The organism is Paenarthrobacter sp. NPDC089322, from assembly GCF_040684895.1.
In the GTDB taxonomy this organism is placed as follows: Bacteria; Actinomycetota; Actinomycetes; order Actinomycetales; family Micrococcaceae; genus Arthrobacter.
Window position 1 is genome coordinate 1 of record NZ_JBFBGW010000003.1, and the last position, 21,508, is coordinate 21,508.

The window sequence follows — 21,508 nt, forward strand, 5'->3', positions numbered from 1 at the left end:
GGTGCGGAGGCAAACCCATGGGTGAGTCACGTCCAAGTCGGGCCACAGCACCAGACTGTCAGCTACTCGCAGAGCAACCGTGTAAAGACTTACAGACCATGGGCACTTCCTCGGACGGCACTGCTTCCACCGGGCGCCTCGCTTCGGAGCTCCTGGGGGCCATGGCATATGGCGAATTGTCGGCGTTCGGCCGATTGTCGTCGGACTCCCGCCATGCACCCACCCTGAAGGACCGTGCGGTGTTGGCAAAGATCGCGGTGGGTGCCTACGGAAACTTCGCCGTCATCAGCGGCCGGCTCTCGGAGATGGGTATCGACCCTGAAGACGCCATGCTGCCGTTCCAGCGTTCCTTTGACCACTTCCATGAAAGAACCAAGCCTGGAGACTGGTTCGAATCAGTCATGAAGGCCTACGTCATAGACACCGTCTCGTCCGACTTCTACAGAACAGTGGCCGCGTTCCTCGACGACGGAACCCAACAATTCGTCCAACGCGTGGCCTCCGCGGACCAAGCCACCGAAGCCCTCAGGTTCCTCCTCAGGCGGGCGCTTGCCGACGATCCCCGCCTGGCCTCGCGCCTTGCGCTGTGGGGCCGCAGGCTGGTCGGGGAAGCCCTGACGCAGGCACAAAGAGTCGGGCTGGAACACCCGCACCTGGGACCCCTGCTCAAGAGCGGGGGAGATGCCCGGGCTGCCGTGGGCAGGCTGACGGCGGAGCTCGCCGAGAGCCACGGCCGCCGGATGTCCGGCTTGGGATTGACCGCCTGAGGCCCGCCCGCTATCCCGCCCCCGTATCGCGGCCCGGCGCCGGAAAGCCTACGCAGCGTCGAGGGCTTCGAGCAGGGTCTTGGCCGCTGCTGTCGGATCCGCCGCTTCGGTGATGGCGCGGACCACGACGATCCTGCTCGCCCCGGCGGCCACCACTTGTTCCACGTTGGTGAGGTCGATCCCGCCAATGGCGAACCACGGAAGGAGCAAACCGCCAATGGTTCGCTCATCGGCGCGCTTCATCGCTTCCGCGGCATATGTGACCAGGTCCAATCCGACGGCTTCGCGGCCGGGTTTGGTGGGCGTTGCCCAGACGGGTCCGACACAAAAGTAGTCCAGGCCACTGCGTCCGACGGAGGCCGCGATTGCCGCATCCACCTGCTCCGGTGTGTGCGTGGAGAGGCCGATGACGGTGGGGTCGTGGAGGAGGTGCCTGGCGTCCCGGAGGGAAATGTCCTTCTGCCCGATGTGGAACACGGGAGCCCCGGAAATACTGGCAACATCGGCCCGGTCGTTGACTGCCCAAAGCCGTCCATGCCGGTGTGCAACCTTGTTCAGGACCTGAAGGACCTCCAGTTCTTCTGCCGCCTCAAGCGACTTGTCACGAAGCTGGATGATGTCCACGCCGCCCTCGAATGCGGCATCGACAAAGTCTTCAAAATCGCCCTGCCTTGTACGGGCATCCGTGCACAGGTAGAGGCGGGCCGTGGTGTGGACATCATGCTGGGTCATGGAAACCAGAGTAGTTCCTCTAAACTGGGGGCGTACTGCGGGAGCCGTGGCGGCGTCATATGACCGTCCGGCTGAGAGGGCTTCAGCGCCGACCGCTTGACCTGATCCGGCTAGTACCGGCGTAGGGAAGGAAACCAATGGTCGTAGCCCGGCCCACCCCTGAACCACCATCGCCCTTGAAGGCCGACGTCGCCGTTGTCGGTGGGGGCATCATCGGCCTCGGCATCGCCCACGAGGTGCGCCGACGGGGCCGCTCCGTGGTCCTCATCGATCCTGCGCCGGCGTCAGGCGCCACCTTCGCTGCCGCAGGCATGCTCGCCCCGGTCAGCGAATTGCATTACCAGGAAGAAGACCTCCTGGAACTCATGCTGGAGTCCTCCTTGCTATGGCCGGCTTTCGCGAGCAGCCTGGCGCAGGACGCCACCGCCACGGGATACCGCACGACGGCGACACTCGCCATCGGTGCCGACGCCGCCGACCGCCGGGCGCTCGCAGACCTCCGCAACGTGCAGTTGGCCGCCGGCCTGCTGGTGGACCCCTTGTCCCTGCGGGAGGCCCGGGAACGGGAACCTCTCCTTAGCCCCCAAATCTCGTGTGCTTTCGACATCCCGGCGGATCACCAGGTGGACCCGCGGAAGGTCGCTGAATGCCTCATGTCCGGGCTCGATGCCCACGAACCGGGCGACCATACGTGGGTTTCCGGTACCGAGTACGGCTACAGGGTGACTGCCACGGCCACGCGTCTCCGCTGGGACGAGGGACGTGTTTGCGGGGTCGAACTCGACTCGGGCGTCGTGGTCCAGGCGGGAGAGACCGTGCTGGCCAACGGCTTGGGCGCAGCGCGGCTCCACGGGTTACCCGCCGGGCTCAATCTGCCCCTGCGGCCGGTCTACGGCGACATCCTCAGGCTTAAGGTGCCGCGCCACCTCCAACCACTCGTCACCTCGACTATCCGGGGCGTCGTCCGCGGCGTACCCGTGTACATCGTGCCCCGGGACGACGGAACAGTGGTCATTGGAGCCACCCAACGCGAAGACGGGTTATCGGCGCCCTCCAACGCAGTCTCGGCAGGTGGCGTCTACCAGCTCCTGCGCGACGCCCAGGCTCTGGTTCCCGCTGTGGCCGAACTGGAACTGGTGGAAGCCACAGCCCGCGCCCGGCCAGGAACACCGGACAACGCGCCTTTGCTGGGGCGTGTATGCGGCCCCGAAGGCAGGGCGGACGGATTGGTGATTGCCACAGGATTCTTCCGCCACGGTGTCCTCCTGACGCCCGCCACGGCAAGAATTGTCGGCGGATTGATCGAGGGCAAGGAGGATCCACGATGGGCAATCTTCCGGCCCGACCGTTTCGCGACGGACACAACAAGAGCCGGAACCCATGCTCCCGCAGACATAGACGCTCCACGCAAGGAAACAGTATGAACATCAAACTCAATGGCACCGACCACCCGGTTGCTGACGGTGCTTCCGTAAGCAGCCTTGTCAGCGCCGTCACCGGACGCCGCCTCGACCACAGCGGCCAGGCGACCGACGGCGGCAAGTTGGGTGTCGCCGTCGCCCGCAATTCCGAGGTGGTGCCGCGCAGCCAATGGGCTGCGACGGTACTCGCCGAAGGTGATGAACTCGAACTCGTTACGGCAGTCCAAGGAGGCTGAACCATGGCAACCGCAAGCACTGGAACCACCAGAAGCACCCTGATAACAAACGACGCACCGAGCGATGCCTTGGTGATTGACGGAGTCGAACTGGGCTCCCGGCTGATCATGGGCACAGGAGGCGCACCGAGCCTGGATGGTTTGGGTGCCGCACTTCTGGCCTCGGGCACGGAACTCACCACGGTGGCCATGCGGCGCTATTCGCCGGCGGAGACCGGCTCGCTGTTCCAACTCCTGGTGGATCACGGCATCAGGGTCCTGCCCAACACTGCAGGTTGTTTCACGGCCAAGGACGCTGTCATGACGGCGGAACTGGCTCGCGAAGCACTCGAAACCGATTGGGTGAAGCTGGAAGTCATTGCCGATGAGCACACACTGCTCCCCGATGCCGTGGAACTCGTGGAAGCAACGGAACAACTGGTGAACCGTGGGTTCAAAGTGTTCGCGTACACCAATGACGACCCCGTGCTGGCCTTGCGCCTGGAAAACCTGGGAGCCACCGCCGTCATGCCGCTGGGGTCCCCGATTGGAACCGGCCTGGGCATCCTGAACCCCCACAACATTGAACTGATCGTCTCGCGGGCGTCTGTTCCCGTTGTCCTCGACGCCGGAATCGGAACGGCATCCGATGCTGCCCTCGCGATGGAGCTGGGGTGCGATGCCGTGCTGCTCGCAACGGCTGTCACCCGCGCGCAAAACCCCGAGCGCATGGGCGAGGCCTTCAAACACGCAGTCATCGCCGGTAGGCTGGCCAAGCAGGGCGGACGGATTCCGCGGCGCGAACACGCCTTGGCGTCCTCTGCCATGGAGGGCCGGGCCGAGTTTCTCTGATTCGGGCCAGTTCTTCTGATTCGGGCCGGGAAGGCTCGGCGGCGCCAGTACCGGGTGAGGGAGAAGCGATGGCCGGCAAGGAAGAACCGGTGCCGAGGGCGGACGTCGACGCAGCCCTGGCGGACCTCCCCGACTGGAGGTACCTGGACGGGCTGGTAACTGTCTTCAAAACCCCGACGGCGGCCGGAGCACTTGCGCTCATCGCCGAGGTTGGGCGGATCGCCGAAGAACAAAACCACCATCCGGATCTTGAGTGGCGCTACAACCGTGTTTTCCTCCGCTATGTCTCCCACGACGCCGGCGGCCAAGTGACCGGGCGCGACCTTGCCGCGGCTGCCGCCGTCAGTGCGGCGGCCTCCGCACTGGAGGCAGAAGCGCAACCGGCGCGATATCCCGGAGCCTGAAAGCCATTAACTGCTGTGGCCACCACCCTTTGGGGTGGTGGCCACAGCCATCAAGAGGGTTTGACTAGAGCCGGAGCGCCTTGGTCAGTACAGCGGTGTCGTGGGCTGTGCGCTTGCGGCCCAGGATGACTACCACTGCCACTGCCGCTGCTGTCCCGAGCACGATGGGAAGGACCCACGGTATCCACGTGAGGCCGGGCTGGTAGCCCATGCCGGCCGTAATGAAGATGATCCAACTCAGCGTGCCAACGGCAGCCGAAACACCCGCGGGCAGGGCTATGCCGTACTTCCCATGCCGCTTGTCGTTCGCCCACACGATGAATCCTGTGGCGATCGTGGCAAGCACCACCACGACGAGTGAAAGCATCAAATCTCCTTAGGCAGCAGCAGTCCGCGGTGTGCGCTACAGCGCGCCGAAACCGACGCGGCGTACTTCCTCGGCGCCGATTTCCACATACCCCAGGACGTTGCCCGGAACGATGACCTGGCGGCCTTTCTCGTCAGTGAGTCGCAGTTCCGAGCCCTTGGACACGGCCTCTGCCACGATCTTGGCTACGGCGTCGGCATCCAAAGGGGATTCGAGCACAATCTCACGGCCAACGTTCTGAATGCCGATCTTTACTTCCACAGCAAGGCCTCCAAGCCAATCAAGAGTTAAGTCAGTCCTCTATTTCTAGCCTAGGACTCTTTGGGGAATCGACTGATTCCGCGCCAAGCTAAACGATAGATCAGATCACTGGCCACATCGAGGTCCAGGTTTCCGTCTGTTTCGAGCCAATAACGGGCACTGACCTGCGCCATTCCTGCCAAGCCACGGCCCAGGAGTTGGGCTTCGAGGGGAGGCAGTTTGGTGTCCTCGGCGATCACACGGGCAACGGCATCGGCAAACGTCTTGTTGAAGGTCTCCAGGCGGGAACTGACGTCCGGATCGTTGATGAGGTCTGACTCGAAAACCAGCCGATGGGCTTGGTCGTCGTCGGCTATGAACTTGTAATAGGCGCGCATTACGGCCTTGACGCGCTCTTTGTTGTCCGTGGTGGAGTTGAGGGCCGTCAGCATCAGTTCCGTCAGCGTTGCCAGATGGCTGTCCAGAAGGGCCATGTACAGCTCCCGCTTGGACGGGAAGTGTTGGTAGAGGACCGGCTTGCTCACGTGGGCGGTTTCGGCGATCTCATCCATTGCGGCACCGTGGAAGCCGTTGGACACGAAGACTTCCAAGGCAGCGTTCAACAACTGCGCACGGCGCTCGTCACGCGGCAGCCGTGCCGAACGCGTGGTGCCGGTCCGTTCGTGCTTCGCTGGTGCCCCATGGTTTGCCCGTGTGCCGTCAGCCACAGTCTGCCGCCTTTCCTTTGCAGTTATGACCACTGTACCGGTGGGTAATATGACCGGGCGGCATCGGCAGGCATACATTGGGGTATGGCCTCAATTCTTGCTGCCCGCCCTGCGCCCACCGTCCTGCCACCCCTCGTTGAACCGGCCGCCGCGCTGACGCCGGCCGAGGTGGAACGGTACTCCCGGCATCTCATCATTCCGGAAATCGGCGCGCTGGGCCAACGCAGGCTTAAGAATGCGAAAGTTCTTGTCATAGGCGCGGGAGGCCTGGGATCGCCGGCCCTGCTGTACCTCGCGGCCGCGGGCGTGGGAACGCTGGGCATCGTGGACGACGACGACGTCGACCTCAGCAACCTGCAGCGGCAGGTCATCCACGGGGTCAAGGACGTCGGCACCCCCAAGATCGAATCGGCACGGAACGCCATTGCCGAATTGAACCCGTTGGTGGACGTGGTCCTGCACAACGTCCGGCTGGACGCCTCGAATGCCCTCGAACTGTTCTCCGGGTACGACCTCATCCTCGACGGCGCGGACAACTTTGCCACGCGGTACCTTGTCAACGACGCCGCAGCAATTCTCGGCAAACCATACGTGTGGGGTTCCATTTTCCGCTTCGACGGTCAGGTCAGTGTTTTCTGGGCGGAGCACGGACCCACTTATCGGGACCTGTACCCGGAAGCGCCCCCTGCCGGTTCCGTCCCTTCCTGCGGTGAGGGAGGAGTCTTCGGGATGCTGTGTGCGGCCGTTGGTTCGCTCATGGTGACGGAGGCTGTGAAGCTGATTACCGGCGTCGGACGTTCCTTGCTGGGCCGCGTGGCCCTGTTCGACGCCTTGGGCGGCAGCTGGCGCGAGATCAAGGTATCCAAGGATCCGGAAGCCCGGCCCATTACGGAACTGACGGATTATGAGGCTTTTTGCGGGGTGACCCCGGCTGCGGCAACCGACGAGGAGCATACAGTCACAGCCAAGGACCTGGAGCGGATGCTGGCCGAGCGCGAAGCAGGGGAGCGGGACTTCGAGCTGGTGGATGTCCGCGAATCGGGTGAGCACAGCATCGTCAGCATCGACGGTTCAGTGCTGATTCCACAGGGCCGGATCCTGTCCGGTGAAGCGTGGGTGGAGCTGCCGCAGGACAAGGACATCATTTTCCATTGCAAGGGCGGTACGCGCTCGGCCACGGTGCTTGAGGCGGCGCGGAAGGCCGGGTACACCCGGGTCAGCCATCTCGACGGCGGCATCCTCGCCTGGGTACGGGAAGTCGAACCGCAGAAGCCGGTCTACTAGGAAACGTTGCCTGTTGGAGCCCAGGTTGCCTGTCAGAACCTTTTTCAGCGCGACCTGGTCAGCGCGCTGGGTTGCAACCAGGGCACCGGGCTCCTTCGAGGGCCGGTGGCCGGTTTGTTTCAGGCGCTTTCGGAGCGCAGCTGCTCGTGATCCACCGGGCACTCGGCAGCCGGTGCGGGAGCCTGGGGCTGTTCCACCTGGATGCCGTACAGGGCTTCCAAGGCCGCGACGTAATCGTCCTGCTGCCCGTTGGCCGCAAGTTCACGGGCACGGACGGTAGGAATGTGGAGGAGCTGTTTGACCATGCGGCGGAGCGCGAACTCCACTTCTTCGGCAGCGGCGGTGCAGCCGTGACGTGCACGGACCTTTTCCATCTCCGAGTCCAGGACGTTCATGGTGTGGCGGCGCAAAGCCACAATTGCGGAGTCCACGGACCTCGATTCGCGCTCTGCTTCGAAGGCGCTGGCGGCGCTGTTGACGATCGTGCTGGCCTGGGTCAGTGATTCGGCCTGCTCCTGCGGCGCGGCCAGACGCACGGATTCGAGGGTCAGGAGTTCCACGCCGTCCAGTTCGCCCACGGCAGGATCGAAGTCGTGGGTCAGTGCGAGGTCTATGGCGATCAACGGCTTTCCGGAGGTGGCCCTGACCCGGGCGAGGTCGTCCGCTTCGACGCGCGTGTCCGATCCACTGCAGCCGATCATGACGTCAGCGGCGGCAACAGCCGCGGGAAGGGTGTCGGCGTCGAGGGCCGTTCCGCCCCGGGTGGCCACAAAACCTTGGGCACGGCCGGATGAGGAGTAGACGGAGACGTCCGTACAGCCGCGTTCGCGCAACAAGGACATAGTGGCACCTGCGTAGGCTCCGGTGCCGAACACCACGACCTTCTTGGCGGACCAATCCTCGCTTTCCGAGAGGTCGGTGGCAAGGTCCAGGGCAACGGACACGATGGAGAGCCCCCGGGAACCGAGGGCCGTTTGGGCGCCAACGTCCTTTGCGGTCTTGGAAGCCGCTTGGAAAAGCCGGACGAGGCCGGAGCTGGCGGTGCCTTCCTGCTGGGCGGTAATCAGTGCCCGGCGGACCTGGCCGGCGATTTCACGTTCTCCCACCACCGCCGAGTCCAAGCCGGCGCTGACGGCGAAGAGGTGGCGGGTGACATCCGGGCCTGTGTGAGTGCTGAACGACCGCGAAACGAGTTGCTCGTTGAGGCCGCTCAAATCACTGATCTGCGAAACAAGGGCGGAGCGTGCGGCTTCGAGGTCGGCGCCGTTGGCGGTTTCACCATAAATCTCGTACCTGTTGCAGGTGGCGAGGACGACGGCTCCGGAGACCACCGGGGATCCTGACAGGGCCGCGGAGGCAAGCTCAGAGGAACCGTTGCTCAACTGAGCGACAGTTTCGAGGTCGATGTCGGCGTGTGTAGCCACCAATGAGAAAAGAACCACAGCAACCCCATCATAGCTTTTTCGTAGCTCGGTAGAACAATGTGCCGCAGTGGGAATCCACACGGCGGGACGTGATCCCCGCCACTTGGGCTCAAGGGCCCCCGGTGTGTGACAGCCTGTCGTTATCTTTTGCCCCGGATTTTCGGCACAATCGAAGGCATGACTTCTAGTGCGGCAGCATCCAACAATACGGCCACCACCGCCCCGGCGGGCACACTCGACGCAAACCACCCGCTGATGGATGGCCGTACTTCGGACTCGCCCCTGATCACGGCCTATCGCGGCGGCAAGCCGTCGCGCCGGCCTGTATGGTTCATGCGCCAGGCGGGCCGCTCGCTGCCGGAATACCTGAAAGTGCGCGAAGGCGTGGCCATGCTGGACTCCTGCCTCCGCCCGGAGCTTGCCGCCGAGATCACGCTCCAGCCTGTCCGCAGGCACGACGTCGACGCCGGTATCTTCTTCTCGGACATTGTCATCCCGCTGAAGCTTGCCGGTGTAGGCGTGGACATTGTTCCCGGCGTCGGTCCCGTCCTGGACAAGCCGGTCCGCACGGCCGAGGACGTGAAGGCCCTTCCCCAACTCACGTGGGAGGCCCTGGAGCCCATCCGTGAAGCAGTTCGCTTGACTGTGGCTGAACTCGGAAAGACGCCGCTCATCGGCTTTGCCGGTGCACCCTTCACCCTCGCGGCCTACATGGTCGAGGGCAGGCCTTCGAGGGACCACCTGGGCCCGCGGACGATGATGCACGCCGACACCGAAACGTGGCATGCCCTCGCTAACTGGGCGGCTGATGCGTCCGGAATGTTTCTCCAGGCACAGCTTGAAGCCGGGGCGTCGGCGGGCCAGCTCTTTGATTCATGGGCGGGATCCCTTGGCTTGGCCGATTACACCAAGTACGTCGCCCCTGCATCGGCCCGCGCATTGGACCACGTCCGTGGATTGGGCGCCCCGCTCGTCCACTTCGGCACGGGAACGTCCGAGCTGTTGGTTGCCATGCGCGACGTCGGAGTGGACGTCGTCGGTGTGGACTACCGCTTGCCGCTGGACGAGGCCAATCGACGCCTCGGTGGAACCGTACCGCTTCAAGGGAACATCGACCCCGCGCTTCTTTCGGCCCCGTGGGAGGTCCTTGAAGCCCACGTCCGCGAAGTCATCGCCGCAGGATCTTACGCACCGGGCCATGTCCTCAACCTCGGTCACGGTGTTCCCCCGGAGACGGATCCCACCGTGCTGACGCGCGTCGTGGAACTCATCCACTCGATCCCGGCAGAGTAGACAGTTATGCGCGGAGGACATGCATCGCGAGGCCCGGCCGCGGTGGTCGTCGGCGGCGGAATGTCGGGCTTGGTGGCCGCGCGCGAACTGGCCGTGGCAGGCGTCACTGTAACGGTCCTCGAAGCAAGCGACGCCTGGGGCGGTTGCGTGGGTAGCCACGTCGTTGCCGGACTGACGCTGGACAGCGGTGCGGAGTCCTTCGCCACGCGCTCCACCGCTGTTGCCGACCTTGCCGCTGAATTGGGTCTGAAAGACAACGTTGTCTTCCCGCACCCTGGGGGAGCATGGGTCCAGCTGCCGGACGGGCCCCGGGAACTGCCTAAAACCGGAATTCTTGGGATACCCGCCAACCTCTGGGACCCCGAAGTCCGTGGGGCCCTGGGATTCACGGGCGCACTCCGTGCATCCTTGGATCGATGGCTCCCGGCCTCGTTGGGAACGTCCTCCGAGGAAACCAGCGTGGCCGCACTTGTGCGCGCCCGCATGGGCAGGAAGGTCCTGGAACGTCTTGTTGCGCCGGTAGTTGGGGGCGTCCATTCCGCCGATCCCGGGCTACTGGATGTGGACATGGTGGCGCCGGGGCTGCGTGCGGGTCTGCGGGCGCACGGTTCGCTGGCCGCCGCGGTGGCCGCCCAACGGAAACTGGCGCCCGGCAGGGCCGGCCAGGAGAAAGCAGCCCCGACTGCGGAGACGACTCCCGCGAAAGCCGGTTCCGCCGTCGCCGGTTTAAAGGGCGGGATGAACACCTTGGTGGCCGCCCTGGTCGCGGACTTGCGGGATCGGGGCGTGCAGCTGTTGAGCGGCAAGCATGTAGACAAAGTTTCCCGGTCGGGCAGGGGGTGGCGGGTCACTGCCGGTGAAACGTCGTACGACGCCGATCGGCTGGTAGTCGCGCTGGACGGTCCGGCCGCTGTGGCGCTGCTTGAGGAGTCCGTACCGGAGTTCTCCGGTTTGAGTCCTGCGCCGGGGCCCTTGGTGAGCCTCGTGACGATGGTGGTGGACCTGCCCGAACTGGACGGACGGCCCCGCGGAACAGGCATCCTGGTGGCACCGCAGACGCCCGGAATCACGGCCAAGGCGTTGACCCATGCGACCGCCAAGTGGGACTGGCTTGCCGAAGAGGCAGGTCCCGGCACCCATGTCCTGCGGCTGTCGTATGGCCGCCGTGAGGACGTCGAGGGTGGCTCGGCTGACATCGTCATGGAGGACGACGAACTCCTTGCCGCCGCCCTCGCCGACGCATCCGCGCTGCTGACTGTGCCCGTAGCCCGTGCCGACATCCTGGATTGGGATGTGGTGCGCTGGGCAGGGGCGTTACCGTTTGCCGCCGTCGGTCATAAACAGCGCGTAGCGCGAGTGCGCGAAGTATGTTCCGCTGCCGATGGTTTGACCATTGTGGGTGGTTGGCTGGCGGGCAATGGCCTGGCCGCCGTGGTGGCAGATACCCGCGCCCAGCTTGCCGGGGTAACCGTCGGAAAACCTTCATTTCCGTGATTTGTGTCACTTCTACGTCTTGTAGAACTGATCCGTTTCGACTTAGTGGCTGGCACGGGGCAAACTTGAATCATGAGCCACACTTCTGCCGAATCTGTCACTAAAACTGCTGGAACCGAAGAACAGTTCTACACGCTGTGGACGGTCTTCAAGCGCTCGGCCGACGTCCTGCGCAGCGATGATGCTGCCCGGGAATTCGAAGCCCTTGCGGAGAAGCTTGCCGAGGACGGCGTGATCCTCCGGGGCAGCTATGACGTCTCGGCCATGCGCTCCGACGCCGACATCATGGTGTGGCTCCACGGTCCCAAGCCCGAGGACCTGCAGTCCGCCGTCCGGTCCATCCGCCGCAGCAAGCTCTTCGCCGGAACGGACATCGTGTGGTCCGCCATGGGCGTGCACCGCGAAGCCGAGTTCGCCAAGAGCCACGTTCCCGCCTACGCCCGCGGCGTCGAGCCCAGCACCTGGCTTTGTGTCTACCCCTTCGTCCGCTCCTACGAGTGGTACCTGCTTCCGGCGGAAGAACGCGGCAAGATGCTGCGCGACCATGGCCTCCTCGGCCGTGAATTCCCGCAGGTCATTTCCAACACCGTCTCCTCGTTCGCCCTCGGCGACTGGGAATGGATCCTCGGCCTTGAGGCTCCGGAACTGGTTGACTTGGTGGACCTGATGCGTCATCTGCGCGCCACCGAGGCCCGCCACCACGTCCGTGAAGAAATCCCGTTCTACACCGGCCGCCGCGTGACGGCTGCCGAGATTGCCGAGGTCCTCGCATGAGCGGCCTCGCCGTTTCGACGGACCGCAACGACGTCACCGAGCGCGGACGCCAGGAGGCGAAGCAGTATGACGCCGTGTTGCTGGCTTCGTTTGGTGGTCCCGAAGGCCAGGAAGATGTCATCCCGTTCCTTCGCAACGTCACCCGCGGCCGCGGCATCCCTGACGAGCGACTGGAAGAGGTTTCCCACCACTACCGCGCCTTTGGCGGTATCAGCCCCATCAACCAGCAGAACCGTGAGCTCAAGGCTGCGATCGAGGCGGAGCTTGCCAAACGCGGCATCGAGCTGCCGGTCCTGTGGGGCAACAGGAACTGGGACCCGTACATCGCGCCGGTCCTCCGGGACGCTTACGACGCCGGACACCGCCGCATCCTGATGCTCACCACGAGCATCTACTCCTGTTACTCCAGCTGCCGCCAGTACCGCGAAGACATCGGTATCGCCCTCACCGAAACCGGTTTGGACGGCAAGCTTGAGGTGGACAAAATCCGCCAGTACTTCGACCACCCTGGCGTTGTGCAGCCCTTCCTGGAGGGTACGGCAGCCGGACTTGAGGAGATCCGGGGCAAGCTGTCCGCGGCCGGTGAAACGGATCCCGACTCGAAAATCCGTGTGCTGTTCGCCACGCACTCAATCCCCACGAGGGACGCCGAAGCTGCAGGCAAGTCCGACGACGAGCCGCGCGCATTTGCCGAGGGATCGGCCTACGCCGCGCAGCACCTGGCAAATGCCCAAGCCATCATGGACGTGGTAGCTCCTCATGTTGCATGGGACCTCGTCTACCAGTCCCGCTCCGGTGCCCCGCACATCCCGTGGCTGGAACCGGACATCAACGACCACCTGGAAGAAATCGCCCCCACGGGTGTCCGTGGCGTGGTCATCGTGCCGTTGGGCTTCGTGAGCGACCATATGGAAGTTGCCTGGGACCTCGACACCGAGGCACTGGAGACGTGCCGGAACCTCGGCATGGAAGCCACTCGTGTTCCCACCCCCGGAACCCACGCGGCCTTCGTTTCCGGCCTGGTGGACCTCATCTGCGAACGTACCGTGACCGACAACATTGCCGAGCGCCCGCACGTTACGGATCTTGGGCCTTGGTACGACGTGTGCCGCCCCAATTGCTGCGAAAACTTCCGCGGCGCCAAGCCGGTCATTGCCGAAGTCGGGTCCACGGTTGGCGTGGGGCACGACGCCTACCCCGCCACGGAGGCGAGCAAGTGACAGTCCGCATCGGCACGCGTGCCAGCAAGCTCGCGTTGACGCAGACCCAGCAGACGGCCGACCAGTTGTCGGCCGTGGGTGGCTTCAGCGTGGAACTTGTGCACATCAAGACGGAGGGCGACGTCAAGACCGGGTCGCTCTCCCAGATGGGCGGTACCGGTGTCTTCGTGGCTGCGCTCAGGGATGCGCTGCTTGTGCAGACATGCGACGTCGCGGTGCACTCGCTCAAAGACCTCCCCACCGGCGCTGCCTTGGGACTCAGCATCGCGGCGACGCCCAAGCGCGTGGACGTACGGGACGTCTTGTGCGCCAGGAACGGCATGACGCTTGCTGAACTCCCGGCCGGCGCCAAGGTTGGTACTGGCTCGCCCCGCCGCGCAGCACAGCTGAGGGCAGCCCGCCCGGACATCGAAGTGCTGGACATCCGAGGCAACGTGGACACCCGGCTCGGCCGAGTCCCCGGCCTTCCCGGGAACATGACGGACGAGGTCGTCCCGGGCAAGTCCTGTGACCTCGATGCCGTGGTGCTCGCGGCCGCAGGTCTTGAACGGATGGACCGGCTGGACACCGTCAGCGAATTCTTCAGCACCGACGTCATGCTTCCGGCTCCCGGCCAGGGTGCATTGGCAATTGAATGCAGGGTTGAGGACGCCCCTGGTTATGCAGGGTCCACCGAGGGCTCCAACGGCGTTCTCGCCCAGGCGCTCTCGGCGTTGAACGACGACGACACGCGGCTGGCCGTGACGGCCGAACGCGCGGTCCTCGCACGGCTCGAAGCAGGTTGCGCGGCGCCGGTTGGTGCCTACGCCTACCGCAAAGGAAGCATGCTGCACCTCGAAGCCGTCGTCTGCGCGGTGGACGGCACCAAGACCGTGCGCGAGAAGAAAGCCACCGACGGACTCACCGAAGTTGGAGCAACCTTGCTTGGCATCGAAGTCGCCGAGCTCCTGCTCGCCGCCGGTGCCGCGGAGATCGCGGATCTTGCAGCGTCCTGACGCAGTGGAACATGTTGGCTTGGCCGGTCGGCGGGTCCTGATCACCCGGAGCGCCGATCGTGCCAGGCCGCTTGCTTCACTGCTCACCAACCTGGGGGCCGAGCCCCTCGTGTTGCCCCTGATCGATTTCGAACGCGCCGAGGACCAAGGAGCACTCGACTCTGCCCTGGACCGCCTGGCCGCAGGCTACTTCCATTGGCTGGTGGTCAGCAGCATCACCACCGTCCGTGTCCTGCTTGAGAAGGCTGCCGAGCGTGGGATCACCCCGGACAAACTCCTTGCCCCGGGCACACGTGTCGCCACCATCGGTCCGTCATCCCGAAGGGTCCTGGAAGCCATAGGGCTCGATGTTTCGCTCGCCCCAAGCGACCTCCAATCTGCTGAAGGACTTGTGGCCCTTTGGGAGCCTGCCGCTGAGGAGTCCGGTTGCGCTGATCTACGGGTGCTTTTGCCCCAGGCCGATATCGCCGCTCCAGCGCTCCGGGAAGGCTTGGCCGCCAAAGGCATGGACGTAACGTCCGTGACCGCGTATCACACGGTCGATTACCCGGCCCGGCAGGAACGGCGGCTTACCGCGGAACTGCCTGCCGCCGTCGTGGTTTCCGACCAGCGGCCCGCGCCTGAACTGACTCCGGAAGAAGCGCGGACCGCGATCGACGCCGGAACACTGGACGCCGTGGTGGCAGCCTCCCCGAGCGCGGCCCGGCGCATCGCGGAAACCCTGATCCCCTTGGCCGGTTGCCGCTTTGTCGCGATCGGACGTCCGACGGCGGCAGAAGCGTCCCGGCTCGGCCTCACCGTGGCAGCAATCGCGAAAGAGCCAACACCGGACGGCATCGCGGCCGCCCTGCAAACCGTATTCGCCAACGAAGGAAAAACGCCATGAGCTTTCCGAACCATCGTCCTCGCCGCCTCCGCACGACGCCCGCCATGCGGCGGCTCACGGCGGAAAACCGGCTGGCGCCTGGGGACCTGATCCTGCCGGCCTTCATCCGGGAGGGACTGAATGAGCCCAGCCCCATCAACTCCATGCCGGGCGTGGTGCAACACACCACGGACTCGTTGAAGCGGGCAGCCGCAGAGGCCGTGGAACTCGGCGTGGGCGGCATCATGCTGTTCGGTGTCCCCGAGGTCCGCGATGCCCGAGGCACCGCGTCCTTGGAGAAGGACGGCGTTCTGAACAAGGCCATCAGCGACGTCAAAGCCGAGGTCGGAGATGACCTGGTGATCATGAGTGACGTCTGCCTGGACGAATTCACAGACCACGGCCACTGCGGTGTCCTGGATTCCCAGGGGTACGTAGACAACGATGCCACTTTGGAGATCTATGGCCGGATGGCCGTGGCACAGGCTGAAGCAGGTGCCCATGTGCTGGGGCCGTCCGGAATGATGGACGGCCAGATCGCAGTCATCCGCCAGGCCTTGGAGGACTCCGGCCACAAGAACACGGCTGTGCTGGCCTACGCTGCGAAGTACGCGTCCGCGTTCTACGGTCCGTTCCGTGAGGCCGTCGATTCCCAGTTGAAGGGTGATCGGCGGACCTACCAGATGGATGCAGCCAACCGCCGTGAAGCGATTCTGGAAGTCGAGCTGGATCTCGAAGAAGGCGCCGATATGGTCATGGTCAAGCCCGCCATGAGTTACCTGGACATCCTTGCCGACGTTGCCGCCATGAGCCCGGTACCGGTCTCTGCCTACCAAATCTCCGGGGAATACGCCATGATCGAAGCGGCCGCCGCCAACGGATGGATCGACCGGCGGGGTGCCATCACCGAGTCCGTGCTCGGCATCAAGCGGGCCGGAGCAGACACGATCCTGACCTACTGGGCCTCCGAACTGGCAGGCTGGCTGAAGGAGTCCTGATGACAACAGTTCCCGCCGACCCCACGGCGCCCGTAGGAAACAACGAGATCCTGCTGGGCCTGAACACGTTCGGGGACGCAGGGCTGGACGCCGAGGGAAATCCAAAGGAACACGCGCAAGTACTGCGTGAGTTGCTGTCCGAAGCGCAACTCGCGGACGCCGTCGGTATCCACGCGTTCGGCGTAGGGGAGCACCACCGCCGCGACTTCGCGGTATCGGCGCCTGAAGTCTTCCTTGCCGCTGCTGCCGCAGTCACCTCGCGGATCCGCCTGGGATCGGCCGTGACAGTACTCAGCTCCGACGATCCCATCCGCGTGTTCCAACGCTTCGCCACAGTTGATGCGATCTCCAACGGACGGGCTGAAGTCATGCTCGGCAGAGGGTCGTTCATCGAATCATTCCCGCTGTTCGGCCTGGACCTCGCGGACTACGAAGTCTTGTTCGAAGAGAAGCTGGAGCTGTTCGACAAGGTACGCGCTCAGAAGCCCGTCCATTGGGAGGGCAGGACACGGCCCAACGTGAACGGACTCCAGGTGTACCCGCGCCTGCAGCATCACCTGCTGCCCGCTTGGATCGGCGTGGGTGGGACCCCGGAATCGGTCCTGCGGTCGGCCCGGTACGGCTACCCGATCATTTTCGCCATCATCGGGGGAGAACCCCGCAGGTTCCTCCCGCTGGTCAAGCTGTACCGCGATGCCATGGCCAAATACGGACACCCCCTGCGGCAAATCGCTACCCATTCGCCGGGCCACATCGCCGACACCGATGAGGCCGCCCGCGAAGAACTCTTCCCGCACTGGCTCGAGCAGCGCAACAGGATCGGCGCGGAACGTGGCTGGGGGCCGGGCAACAGGGGCGAGTTCGATGCCATGTGCGGGCCTGAAGGTGCCCTGTATGTGGGATCGCCGGAGACGGTTGCCCGCAAGATCGCCCTCCTCAAGAAAAACCTTGGCGTGGACCGTTTCGACCTCAAATACAGCAACGGCACACTGCCGCACGGAAAGATGATGCGCTGCATCGAGCTTTATGGCACCGAAGTAGCCCCGCGGGTTGCCGAGCTGCTCGCTGCCGGCTGAGCCGGTTGCTGCTGGGGCTTTGATGCCCCGGACGCGTCGAAAAACACTGAGAGAATAGGAACCATGACTTCAAACACCCCTGTGTCCGACCAACTGTTCGACCGCGCCCGGTCACTGATGCCCGGCGGCGTGAACTCTCCGGTCCGTGCCTTCGGTTCGGTGGGCGGCAATCCGAAGTTCATGGTCTCGGCCAAGGGAGCCTACCTTACGGACGCTGATGGCAAGGAGTACGTCGACCTCGTGTGCTCGTGGGGGCCGGCGCTGCTTGGACACGCCCACCCCGCGGTCCTGGACGCCGTGCATGCCGCCGTTGACCGTGGCCTTTCCTTCGGTGCTTCCACGCCGGATGAAGCCAATTTGGCTGCGATCGTGAAGGAACGCGTCTCTGCCGTAGAACGCCTGCGCATGGTGTCCACCGGTACCGAGGCGACCATGACGGCGGTTCGCCTGGCGCGTGGTTTCACCGGCCGAAACCTGATCATCAAGTTTGCCGGCTGCTACCACGGCCACTTGGACGGCTTGCTCGCGTCGGCGGGCTCCGGCGTCGCCACCCTGGCATTGCCGGGTTCCGCAGGAGTCACGGAAGCGACGGCGGCGGAAACCCTCGTCCTGCCATACAACGACCTTGCAGCAGTTGAGGCGGCGTTCGCGAGCCACGGCAAGAACATTGCAGCCGTCATCACCGAGGCCGCTCCTGCCAACATGGGAGTGGTGACTCCGGGTGCAGGCTTCAACGCAGGTCTGTCGCGCATCACCAAGGAACACGGCAGCCTCCTCATCCTCGACGAAGTCCTGACCGGTTTCCGGACCGGCTACGCCGGCTACTGGGGCCTGACTGGCCGCCAGGAAGGATGGGCGCCGGACCTGCTCACCTTCGGCAAGGTCATCGGCGGCGGAATGCCGACGGCGGCCCTTGGCGGACGTGCCGACGTCATGGATTACCTCGCTCCCGTCGGCCCCGTCTACCAGGCCGGAACGCTGTCCGGAAACCCTGTTGCCATGGCGGCCGGCGTAGCGACGCTATCCAACGCCACGCCGGAGGTATACGCGTACGTTGATCAGCGCTCCTTGGAACTCTCCGCTGCGCTGTCCGCGGCTTTGGACGCCCAAGGAGTGGACCACTCCATCCAGCGCGCTGGAAACCTGTTCTCGGTGGCCTTCGGCACTTCTGCCCGCGGCGTCCACAACTATCAGGACGCGCAGGGCCAGGAAGCGTTCCGCTATGCGCCGTTCTTCCACTCCATGCTGGACTCCGGCATCTACCTGCCGCCATCCGTTTTCGAAGCATGGTTCCTGTCAGCGGCCCATGACGATGCCGCGATGAACCGCATCATTGAGGCCTTGCCCGCAGCCGCCAAGGCCGCAGCCGGCGCCACAGCCTAACGCGTTCGATGCCCCGGGTGGTTGCCTCCGTGACCGCCCGGGCATTGTCGTTCCTCCCGGGGTAGGCTCGTAGGTGGAAACCCAACCCCAACGAATTCACGGTTTACCATGCTCAACACCCAAAAAATCGCATCCCTCGGCCTGAAAGTTGCGGCGGCTGGAGCTGTGGTGGCCATGGCGGCCGGCTGTTCGGGGAGCAACGGATCGACGGGACCGGCGCCTACTGACAGTGCGCCCGCCCCGTCAACCCCTTCCCCGGCCCAAAGCACCTCAGCCAGTGCGTCGAGGGCCCCTTCTCCAACTGGACGACCCGCATCTTCACTGCCGGTTGCGACCCCCGAACCGGGGGCAGCGGCCCGGGAACAGTTGGACAAACTCAGCCTCGAGCAGCGGGCAGGACAGTTGTTCATGGTGGCCGCCAAGGCCACCGGTGCAGAGCCCGGAACCATGGAGGCCTTGACCAAGTACCACGTGGGCAACGTCTACCTGAGCGGCAGGAGTAAGGCAGGAGCCGTGGCTTCGGCGGACGTGGTTTCATCCCTGACCCGGACTGTGTCCGCGGAGACCACCGGCGGACTCCCGCTCTTCGTTGCTACGGACCAGGAAGGCGGGTACGTGCAAGTACTCTCCGGCCCCGGTTTTTCAACCATTCCTACGGCTGTGGTCCAAGCCGGTGCTGGTCCGGCCAAGCTGCGCAGCGATGCGTCGGTCTGGGGTAGGGAACTCCGCAATGCCGGCGTCAACGTCAACCTGGCACCGGTGCTGGACACGGTGACGAGCCTTGGATTCGCCCCGTCGAATGCACCGATCGGGCATTTTCAACGGGAATACGGCTATGCACCGGGCCAAGTGTCGTCCTTGGGCAATGCCTTTGCGCAAGGCATGGCCGATGCCGGGGTGGCGCCCGTGGTAAAACACTTCCCGGGCCTTGGCAGGGTGGTGCCGAATACCGACGTCAGCAAGAATGTCCGGGATACCGACACCACACGGGATGATCCCAACCTGGAGCCGTTCCACACCGCCGTCAAGAACGGCGTGCAATGGGTGATGGTATCGAACGCCTATTACGACAGGATCGACCCCGCCAATATCGCACCTTTCTCTCCGGTGGTGATGGAGTCCATGCTTCGGGACGATGCGCGCTTCACAGGAATCATCCTTTCCGACGACGTCTGCAGTGCTGCGCAACTGGAACCTTGGAGCGACGCCGACAGGGCCCTGAACTTTTTCGCTGCGGGCGGGACCATGTTGGTCTGTGCTGATCCCCTAAGCATTCCGGCGATGCATCAGGCCGTTGTTCAAAAGGCGCAGGCAGATCCGGCATTCCGGGCGAAAGTGGATGCCGCCGCGCTCACGGTCATCAGGGTTAAGTCGGGGCAGTGAGCAACTGGAGGCAGTGATCACCAGGGAATCCAGACAGGAAACCCCGCCTGCCATCCCTGGTGGGCATGGCAGGCGGGGTTTTCTGGTTGAGTACTAGAGGACGTCCGAGAGGAAGCCCTGAAGCCGTTCCGTCCGGGGGTCCGTGAAGAGCTGCTCCGGCGGGCCGGATTCCACAACGACTCCGGCGTCCATGAAGGTGACCTTGTCCGAGACGTTGCGGGAGAAGCCCATCTCATGGGTGACCACCACCATAGTCATGCCTCCCTTTGCCAGATCGGTCATCAGTGCCAAAACACCCTTGACAAGTTCCGGATCCAAAGCGGAGGTTGCTTCGTCAAAGAACATGACCTCGGGCTTCATTGCCAGCGCGCGGGCAATCGCTACACGCTGCTGCTGGCCACCGGAAAGGTTGGCCGGCCGTGAGTCCGCTTTATGCTTCAGCCCCACAAGATCCAACTGTTCCAGGGCCTCTACACGGGCCTGTTCCTTGGACATGCCGCGGAGCTTGCGCAGGGCCAGGGTGATGTTCTCTGCCACGGTCTTATGCGGGAACAGGTTGAACTGTTGGAAGACCATGCCGATGCGGCGGCGCAGTTCATCGGGATTGTCCTTCAACACCGATCGTCCGTCCAGCAAAATGTCGCCCTGGTCCGGTTCAATCAAGCGGTTCATGACCCGTAGGAGCGTGGACTTGCCGGAGCCGGACGGGCCGATGACGGAGGCAGTGGTGCCCTTCTCGACGTGCAGGTCAATGCCGCGCAGGACGTGGTTGCTGCCGAAGGACAAGTGGATGTTCCTGGCCGTCAACGTACCGGAAGCGAATTCACTCATGCTTGGGCTCCTTTTCCAACAACGGCTGCAGCTTCGTCCGGTTCCTTCTTCTCAGGCCGGCCCGAACGGAGGCGGCCGTCGATCCAATTCACGAAGTGAGTCAACGGGATCGTCAGGGCCAGATAGAACACGGCTGCGGCCACGTAGGGAGACAGGTTGCCCGTGTTGGCTGCCGCATCCTTGCCGATCTGGAAGATCTCACGCTCCGAAGCCAGCAGTCCCAGCAGGAACACCAATGAGGACTCCTTGATGAGCGCAATGAACTGGTTTACCAGCGCGGGAAGCACCCTCCGGATACCCTGGGGCACGACCACCAGGCGCATGGACGCGCCGTAGCCGAACCCCAGGGCACGTGAGGCTTCAAGCTGGCCCTTGTCCACGCTCTGGATGCCGGAGCGGAAGATCTCCCCGATATAGGCTCCGGACATCAGGGACAGTGCAGCGATGGCCATCGGATACGGGCTGGTGGAGCCGGTCAGTTCCCGGACGATGGGGCCGAAACCGAACCCGATTACCAAAATGGTCAGCACCGGCGGAAGACCACGGAGGATGTCCGTGTATACACGGGCAATCCAGCGTGCCGCAGGGTTCCGGGAGATCCCCATCAGGGCCAGGGCCATGCCCAGCAAAGTCCCGATGATGCCTGAGATAACCGCGAGCACAATGGTGTTCGGCAGGCCGACTGCGAACATCATGGGGATGACTTCGCCCATCGCCTCCCAGTCAAGGAAGGTGTCTGCGAGTTGCTTGAGGATATCCATG

The 21,508-nt window shown here is 64.3% G+C and carries 23 protein-coding genes and 1 riboswitch; of the genes, 16 read left to right on the top strand and 7 right to left on the bottom strand.

From position 1 onward, the window contains the following. The first annotated feature begins 98 nt into the window (after positions 1 to 98). On the top strand, positions 99 to 767 hold the full coding sequence (locus tag AB0N65_RS04020; RefSeq protein ID WP_364158028.1) for a ferritin-like fold-containing protein: 669 nt from the start codon (positions 99 to 101) through the stop codon (positions 765 to 767). A gap of 48 nt (positions 768 to 815) precedes the next feature. Here AB0N65_RS04020 and thiE read toward each other — a convergent pair whose 3' ends face one another. Further along, complete coding sequence (thiE, locus tag AB0N65_RS04025; protein ID WP_364158031.1) at positions 816 to 1,499, bottom strand: thiamine phosphate synthase; 684 nt, start codon at positions 1,497 to 1,499, stop codon at positions 816 to 818. Positions 1,500 to 1,526: 27 nt separating this feature from the next. Then, a riboswitch (TPP riboswitch) is annotated at positions 1,527 to 1,644 on the top strand. Between thiE and thiO the strand changes: the two genes are divergently transcribed. From thiO to AB0N65_RS04045, 4 genes are all read left to right on the top strand, one after another. Then, the gene (gene thiO / locus AB0N65_RS04030) at positions 1,637 to 2,923 is read left to right on the top strand and encodes a glycine oxidase ThiO (protein ID WP_364158033.1); all 1,287 of its coding nucleotides are present in this window, start codon (positions 1,637 to 1,639) and stop codon (positions 2,921 to 2,923) included. Its footprint overlaps the riboswitch before it by 8 nt. Further along, the gene (gene thiS / locus AB0N65_RS04035; RefSeq protein ID WP_364158036.1) at positions 2,920 to 3,156 is read left to right on the top strand and encodes a sulfur carrier protein ThiS; all 237 of its coding nucleotides are present in this window, start codon (positions 2,920 to 2,922) and stop codon (positions 3,154 to 3,156) included. The genes thiO and thiS overlap by 4 nt, the downstream gene beginning before the upstream one ends. A 3-nt stretch (positions 3,157 to 3,159) precedes the next feature. Continuing rightward, a complete protein-coding gene (locus AB0N65_RS04040) occupies positions 3,160 to 3,987 on the top strand; it encodes a thiazole synthase (RefSeq protein WP_364158038.1) in 828 nt (275 codons plus the stop codon). 68 nt (positions 3,988 to 4,055) lie between these two features. Then, entirely contained in the window at positions 4,056 to 4,391 is a 336-nt protein-coding gene (locus AB0N65_RS04045) for a 4a-hydroxytetrahydrobiopterin dehydratase (protein ID WP_364158041.1), read from the top strand. A gap of 64 nt (positions 4,392 to 4,455) precedes the next feature. On the opposite strand, the gene AB0N65_RS04050 is transcribed toward AB0N65_RS04045, so the two are convergent. From AB0N65_RS04050 to AB0N65_RS04060, 3 genes are read right to left on the bottom strand one after another with little or no spacing between them, the layout of a single operon-like run. Further along, complete coding sequence (locus tag AB0N65_RS04050) at positions 4,456 to 4,758, bottom strand: hypothetical protein (protein ID WP_364158043.1); 303 nt, start codon at positions 4,756 to 4,758, stop codon at positions 4,456 to 4,458. 36 nt (positions 4,759 to 4,794) lie between these two features. Further along, positions 4,795 to 5,019: a DUF3107 domain-containing protein gene (locus AB0N65_RS04055; protein ID WP_364158046.1), complete on the bottom strand. Its 225-nt coding sequence runs from the start codon at positions 5,017 to 5,019 to the stop codon at positions 4,795 to 4,797. Between the two features lie 50 nt (positions 5,020 to 5,069). Then, positions 5,070 to 5,804, bottom strand: coding sequence for a TetR/AcrR family transcriptional regulator (locus AB0N65_RS04060; RefSeq protein ID WP_364158049.1), 735 nt, complete (start codon positions 5,802 to 5,804; stop codon positions 5,070 to 5,072). A gap of 6 nt (positions 5,805 to 5,810) precedes the next feature. Here AB0N65_RS04060 and moeB point away from each other — a divergent pair, with 6 nt between their 5' ends. Next, positions 5,811 to 7,010: a molybdopterin-synthase adenylyltransferase MoeB gene (gene moeB, locus AB0N65_RS04065; RefSeq protein WP_364158051.1), complete on the top strand. Its 1,200-nt coding sequence runs from the start codon at positions 5,811 to 5,813 to the stop codon at positions 7,008 to 7,010. Between the two features lie 119 nt (positions 7,011 to 7,129). On the opposite strand, the gene AB0N65_RS04070 is transcribed toward moeB, so the two are convergent. Next, entirely contained in the window at positions 7,130 to 8,452 is a 1,323-nt protein-coding gene (locus AB0N65_RS04070) for a glutamyl-tRNA reductase (protein ID WP_364158053.1), read from the bottom strand. Positions 8,453 to 8,611: 159 nt separating this feature from the next. Here AB0N65_RS04070 and hemE point away from each other — a divergent pair, with 159 nt between their 5' ends. The 10 genes from hemE (at position 8,612) to AB0N65_RS04120 (ending at position 19,915) form a co-directional block, all read left to right on the top strand. Further along, positions 8,612 to 9,727: a uroporphyrinogen decarboxylase gene (gene hemE / locus AB0N65_RS04075; protein WP_364158056.1), complete on the top strand. Its 1,116-nt coding sequence runs from the start codon at positions 8,612 to 8,614 to the stop codon at positions 9,725 to 9,727. A 6-nt stretch (positions 9,728 to 9,733) separates the two neighbouring features. Next, positions 9,734 to 11,221, top strand: coding sequence for a protoporphyrinogen oxidase (gene hemG, locus AB0N65_RS04080; RefSeq protein WP_364158058.1), 1,488 nt, complete (start codon positions 9,734 to 9,736; stop codon positions 11,219 to 11,221). Between the two features lie 72 nt (positions 11,222 to 11,293). Further along, positions 11,294 to 11,995: a hydrogen peroxide-dependent heme synthase gene (gene hemQ, locus AB0N65_RS04085; RefSeq protein WP_364158060.1), complete on the top strand. Its 702-nt coding sequence runs from the start codon at positions 11,294 to 11,296 to the stop codon at positions 11,993 to 11,995. Beyond that, the gene (locus AB0N65_RS04090; RefSeq protein ID WP_364158063.1) at positions 11,992 to 13,215 is read left to right on the top strand and encodes a ferrochelatase; all 1,224 of its coding nucleotides are present in this window, start codon (positions 11,992 to 11,994) and stop codon (positions 13,213 to 13,215) included. The genes hemQ and AB0N65_RS04090 overlap by 4 nt, the downstream gene beginning before the upstream one ends. Beyond that, positions 13,212 to 14,210: a hydroxymethylbilane synthase gene (hemC, locus tag AB0N65_RS04095; RefSeq protein ID WP_364158066.1), complete on the top strand. Its 999-nt coding sequence runs from the start codon at positions 13,212 to 13,214 to the stop codon at positions 14,208 to 14,210. The genes AB0N65_RS04090 and hemC overlap by 4 nt, the downstream gene beginning before the upstream one ends. Further along, positions 14,197 to 15,096 (top strand): uroporphyrinogen-III synthase, encoded by a 900-nt coding sequence (locus AB0N65_RS04100; protein WP_364158069.1) that lies wholly within the window; start codon positions 14,197 to 14,199, stop codon positions 15,094 to 15,096. The genes hemC and AB0N65_RS04100 overlap by 14 nt, the downstream gene beginning before the upstream one ends. After that, the gene (hemB, locus tag AB0N65_RS04105; RefSeq protein WP_364158072.1) at positions 15,093 to 16,073 is read left to right on the top strand and encodes a porphobilinogen synthase; all 981 of its coding nucleotides are present in this window, start codon (positions 15,093 to 15,095) and stop codon (positions 16,071 to 16,073) included. Before AB0N65_RS04100 ends, hemB begins: the two co-directional genes overlap by 4 nt. Next, a complete protein-coding gene (locus AB0N65_RS04110) occupies positions 16,073 to 17,149 on the top strand; it encodes an LLM class flavin-dependent oxidoreductase (RefSeq protein ID WP_364158075.1) in 1,077 nt (358 codons plus the stop codon). Before hemB ends, AB0N65_RS04110 begins: the two co-directional genes overlap by 1 nt. Positions 17,150 to 17,212: 63 nt before the next feature. After that, positions 17,213 to 18,532 carry a glutamate-1-semialdehyde 2,1-aminomutase gene (hemL, locus tag AB0N65_RS04115; RefSeq protein WP_364158077.1) on the top strand — a complete coding sequence of 440 codons (1,320 nt, stop codon included), beginning with the start codon at positions 17,213 to 17,215 and terminating at the stop codon, positions 18,530 to 18,532. A gap of 366 nt (positions 18,533 to 18,898) precedes the next feature. Beyond that, the gene (locus AB0N65_RS04120) at positions 18,899 to 19,915 is read left to right on the top strand and encodes a glycoside hydrolase family 3 N-terminal domain-containing protein (RefSeq protein WP_364158080.1); all 1,017 of its coding nucleotides are present in this window, start codon (positions 18,899 to 18,901) and stop codon (positions 19,913 to 19,915) included. Between the two features lie 93 nt (positions 19,916 to 20,008). Here AB0N65_RS04120 and AB0N65_RS04125 read toward each other — a convergent pair whose 3' ends face one another. Both AB0N65_RS04125 and AB0N65_RS04130 read right to left on the bottom strand, forming a co-directional pair. Next, a complete protein-coding gene (locus tag AB0N65_RS04125; RefSeq protein ID WP_364158083.1) occupies positions 20,009 to 20,746 on the bottom strand; it encodes an amino acid ABC transporter ATP-binding protein in 738 nt (245 codons plus the stop codon). Beyond that, positions 20,743 to 21,507, bottom strand: coding sequence for an amino acid ABC transporter permease (locus AB0N65_RS04130; protein ID WP_364158085.1), 765 nt, complete (start codon positions 21,505 to 21,507; stop codon positions 20,743 to 20,745). The genes AB0N65_RS04125 and AB0N65_RS04130 overlap by 4 nt, the downstream gene beginning before the upstream one ends. Between the last annotated feature and the right edge of the window lies 1 nt (position 21,508).

What these genes read in the sequence shown, in the direction of transcription:
- thiE (WP_364158031.1), bottom strand. Translation starts at nt 1,499, where the DNA reads ATGACCCAGCATGATGTCCACACCACGGCCCGCCTCTACCTGTGCACG.
- AB0N65_RS04090 (WP_364158063.1), top strand. Translation starts at nt 11,992, where the DNA reads ATGAGCGGCCTCGCCGTTTCGACGGACCGCAACGACGTCACCGAGCGC.
- AB0N65_RS04050 (WP_364158043.1), bottom strand. Translation starts at nt 4,758, where the DNA reads ATGCTTTCACTCGTCGTGGTGGTGCTTGCCACGATCGCCACAGGATTC.
- hemL (WP_364158077.1), top strand. Translation starts at nt 17,213, where the DNA reads ATGACTTCAAACACCCCTGTGTCCGACCAACTGTTCGACCGCGCCCGG.
- hemQ (WP_364158060.1), top strand. Translation starts at nt 11,294, where the DNA reads ATGAGCCACACTTCTGCCGAATCTGTCACTAAAACTGCTGGAACCGAA.
- hemB (WP_364158072.1), top strand. Translation starts at nt 15,093, where the DNA reads ATGAGCTTTCCGAACCATCGTCCTCGCCGCCTCCGCACGACGCCCGCC.
- AB0N65_RS04020 (WP_364158028.1), top strand. Translation starts at nt 99, where the DNA reads ATGGGCACTTCCTCGGACGGCACTGCTTCCACCGGGCGCCTCGCTTCG.
- moeB (WP_364158051.1), top strand. Translation starts at nt 5,811, where the DNA reads ATGGCCTCAATTCTTGCTGCCCGCCCTGCGCCCACCGTCCTGCCACCC.
- hemE (WP_364158056.1), top strand. Translation starts at nt 8,612, where the DNA reads ATGACTTCTAGTGCGGCAGCATCCAACAATACGGCCACCACCGCCCCG.
- thiS (WP_364158036.1), top strand. Translation starts at nt 2,920, where the DNA reads ATGAACATCAAACTCAATGGCACCGACCACCCGGTTGCTGACGGTGCT.
- AB0N65_RS04130 (WP_364158085.1), bottom strand. Translation starts at nt 21,507, where the DNA reads ATGGATATCCTCAAGCAACTCGCAGACACCTTCCTTGACTGGGAGGCG.
- AB0N65_RS04060 (WP_364158049.1), bottom strand. Translation starts at nt 5,804, where the DNA reads ATGTATGCCTGCCGATGCCGCCCGGTCATATTACCCACCGGTACAGTG.
- hemG (WP_364158058.1), top strand. Translation starts at nt 9,734, where the DNA reads ATGCGCGGAGGACATGCATCGCGAGGCCCGGCCGCGGTGGTCGTCGGC.
- thiO (WP_364158033.1), top strand. Translation starts at nt 1,637, where the DNA reads ATGGTCGTAGCCCGGCCCACCCCTGAACCACCATCGCCCTTGAAGGCC.
- AB0N65_RS04045 (WP_364158041.1), top strand. Translation starts at nt 4,056, where the DNA reads ATGGCCGGCAAGGAAGAACCGGTGCCGAGGGCGGACGTCGACGCAGCC.
- AB0N65_RS04125 (WP_364158083.1), bottom strand. Translation starts at nt 20,746, where the DNA reads ATGAGTGAATTCGCTTCCGGTACGTTGACGGCCAGGAACATCCACTTG.
- AB0N65_RS04110 (WP_364158075.1), top strand. Translation starts at nt 16,073, where the DNA reads ATGACAACAGTTCCCGCCGACCCCACGGCGCCCGTAGGAAACAACGAG.
- AB0N65_RS04040 (WP_364158038.1), top strand. Translation starts at nt 3,160, where the DNA reads ATGGCAACCGCAAGCACTGGAACCACCAGAAGCACCCTGATAACAAAC.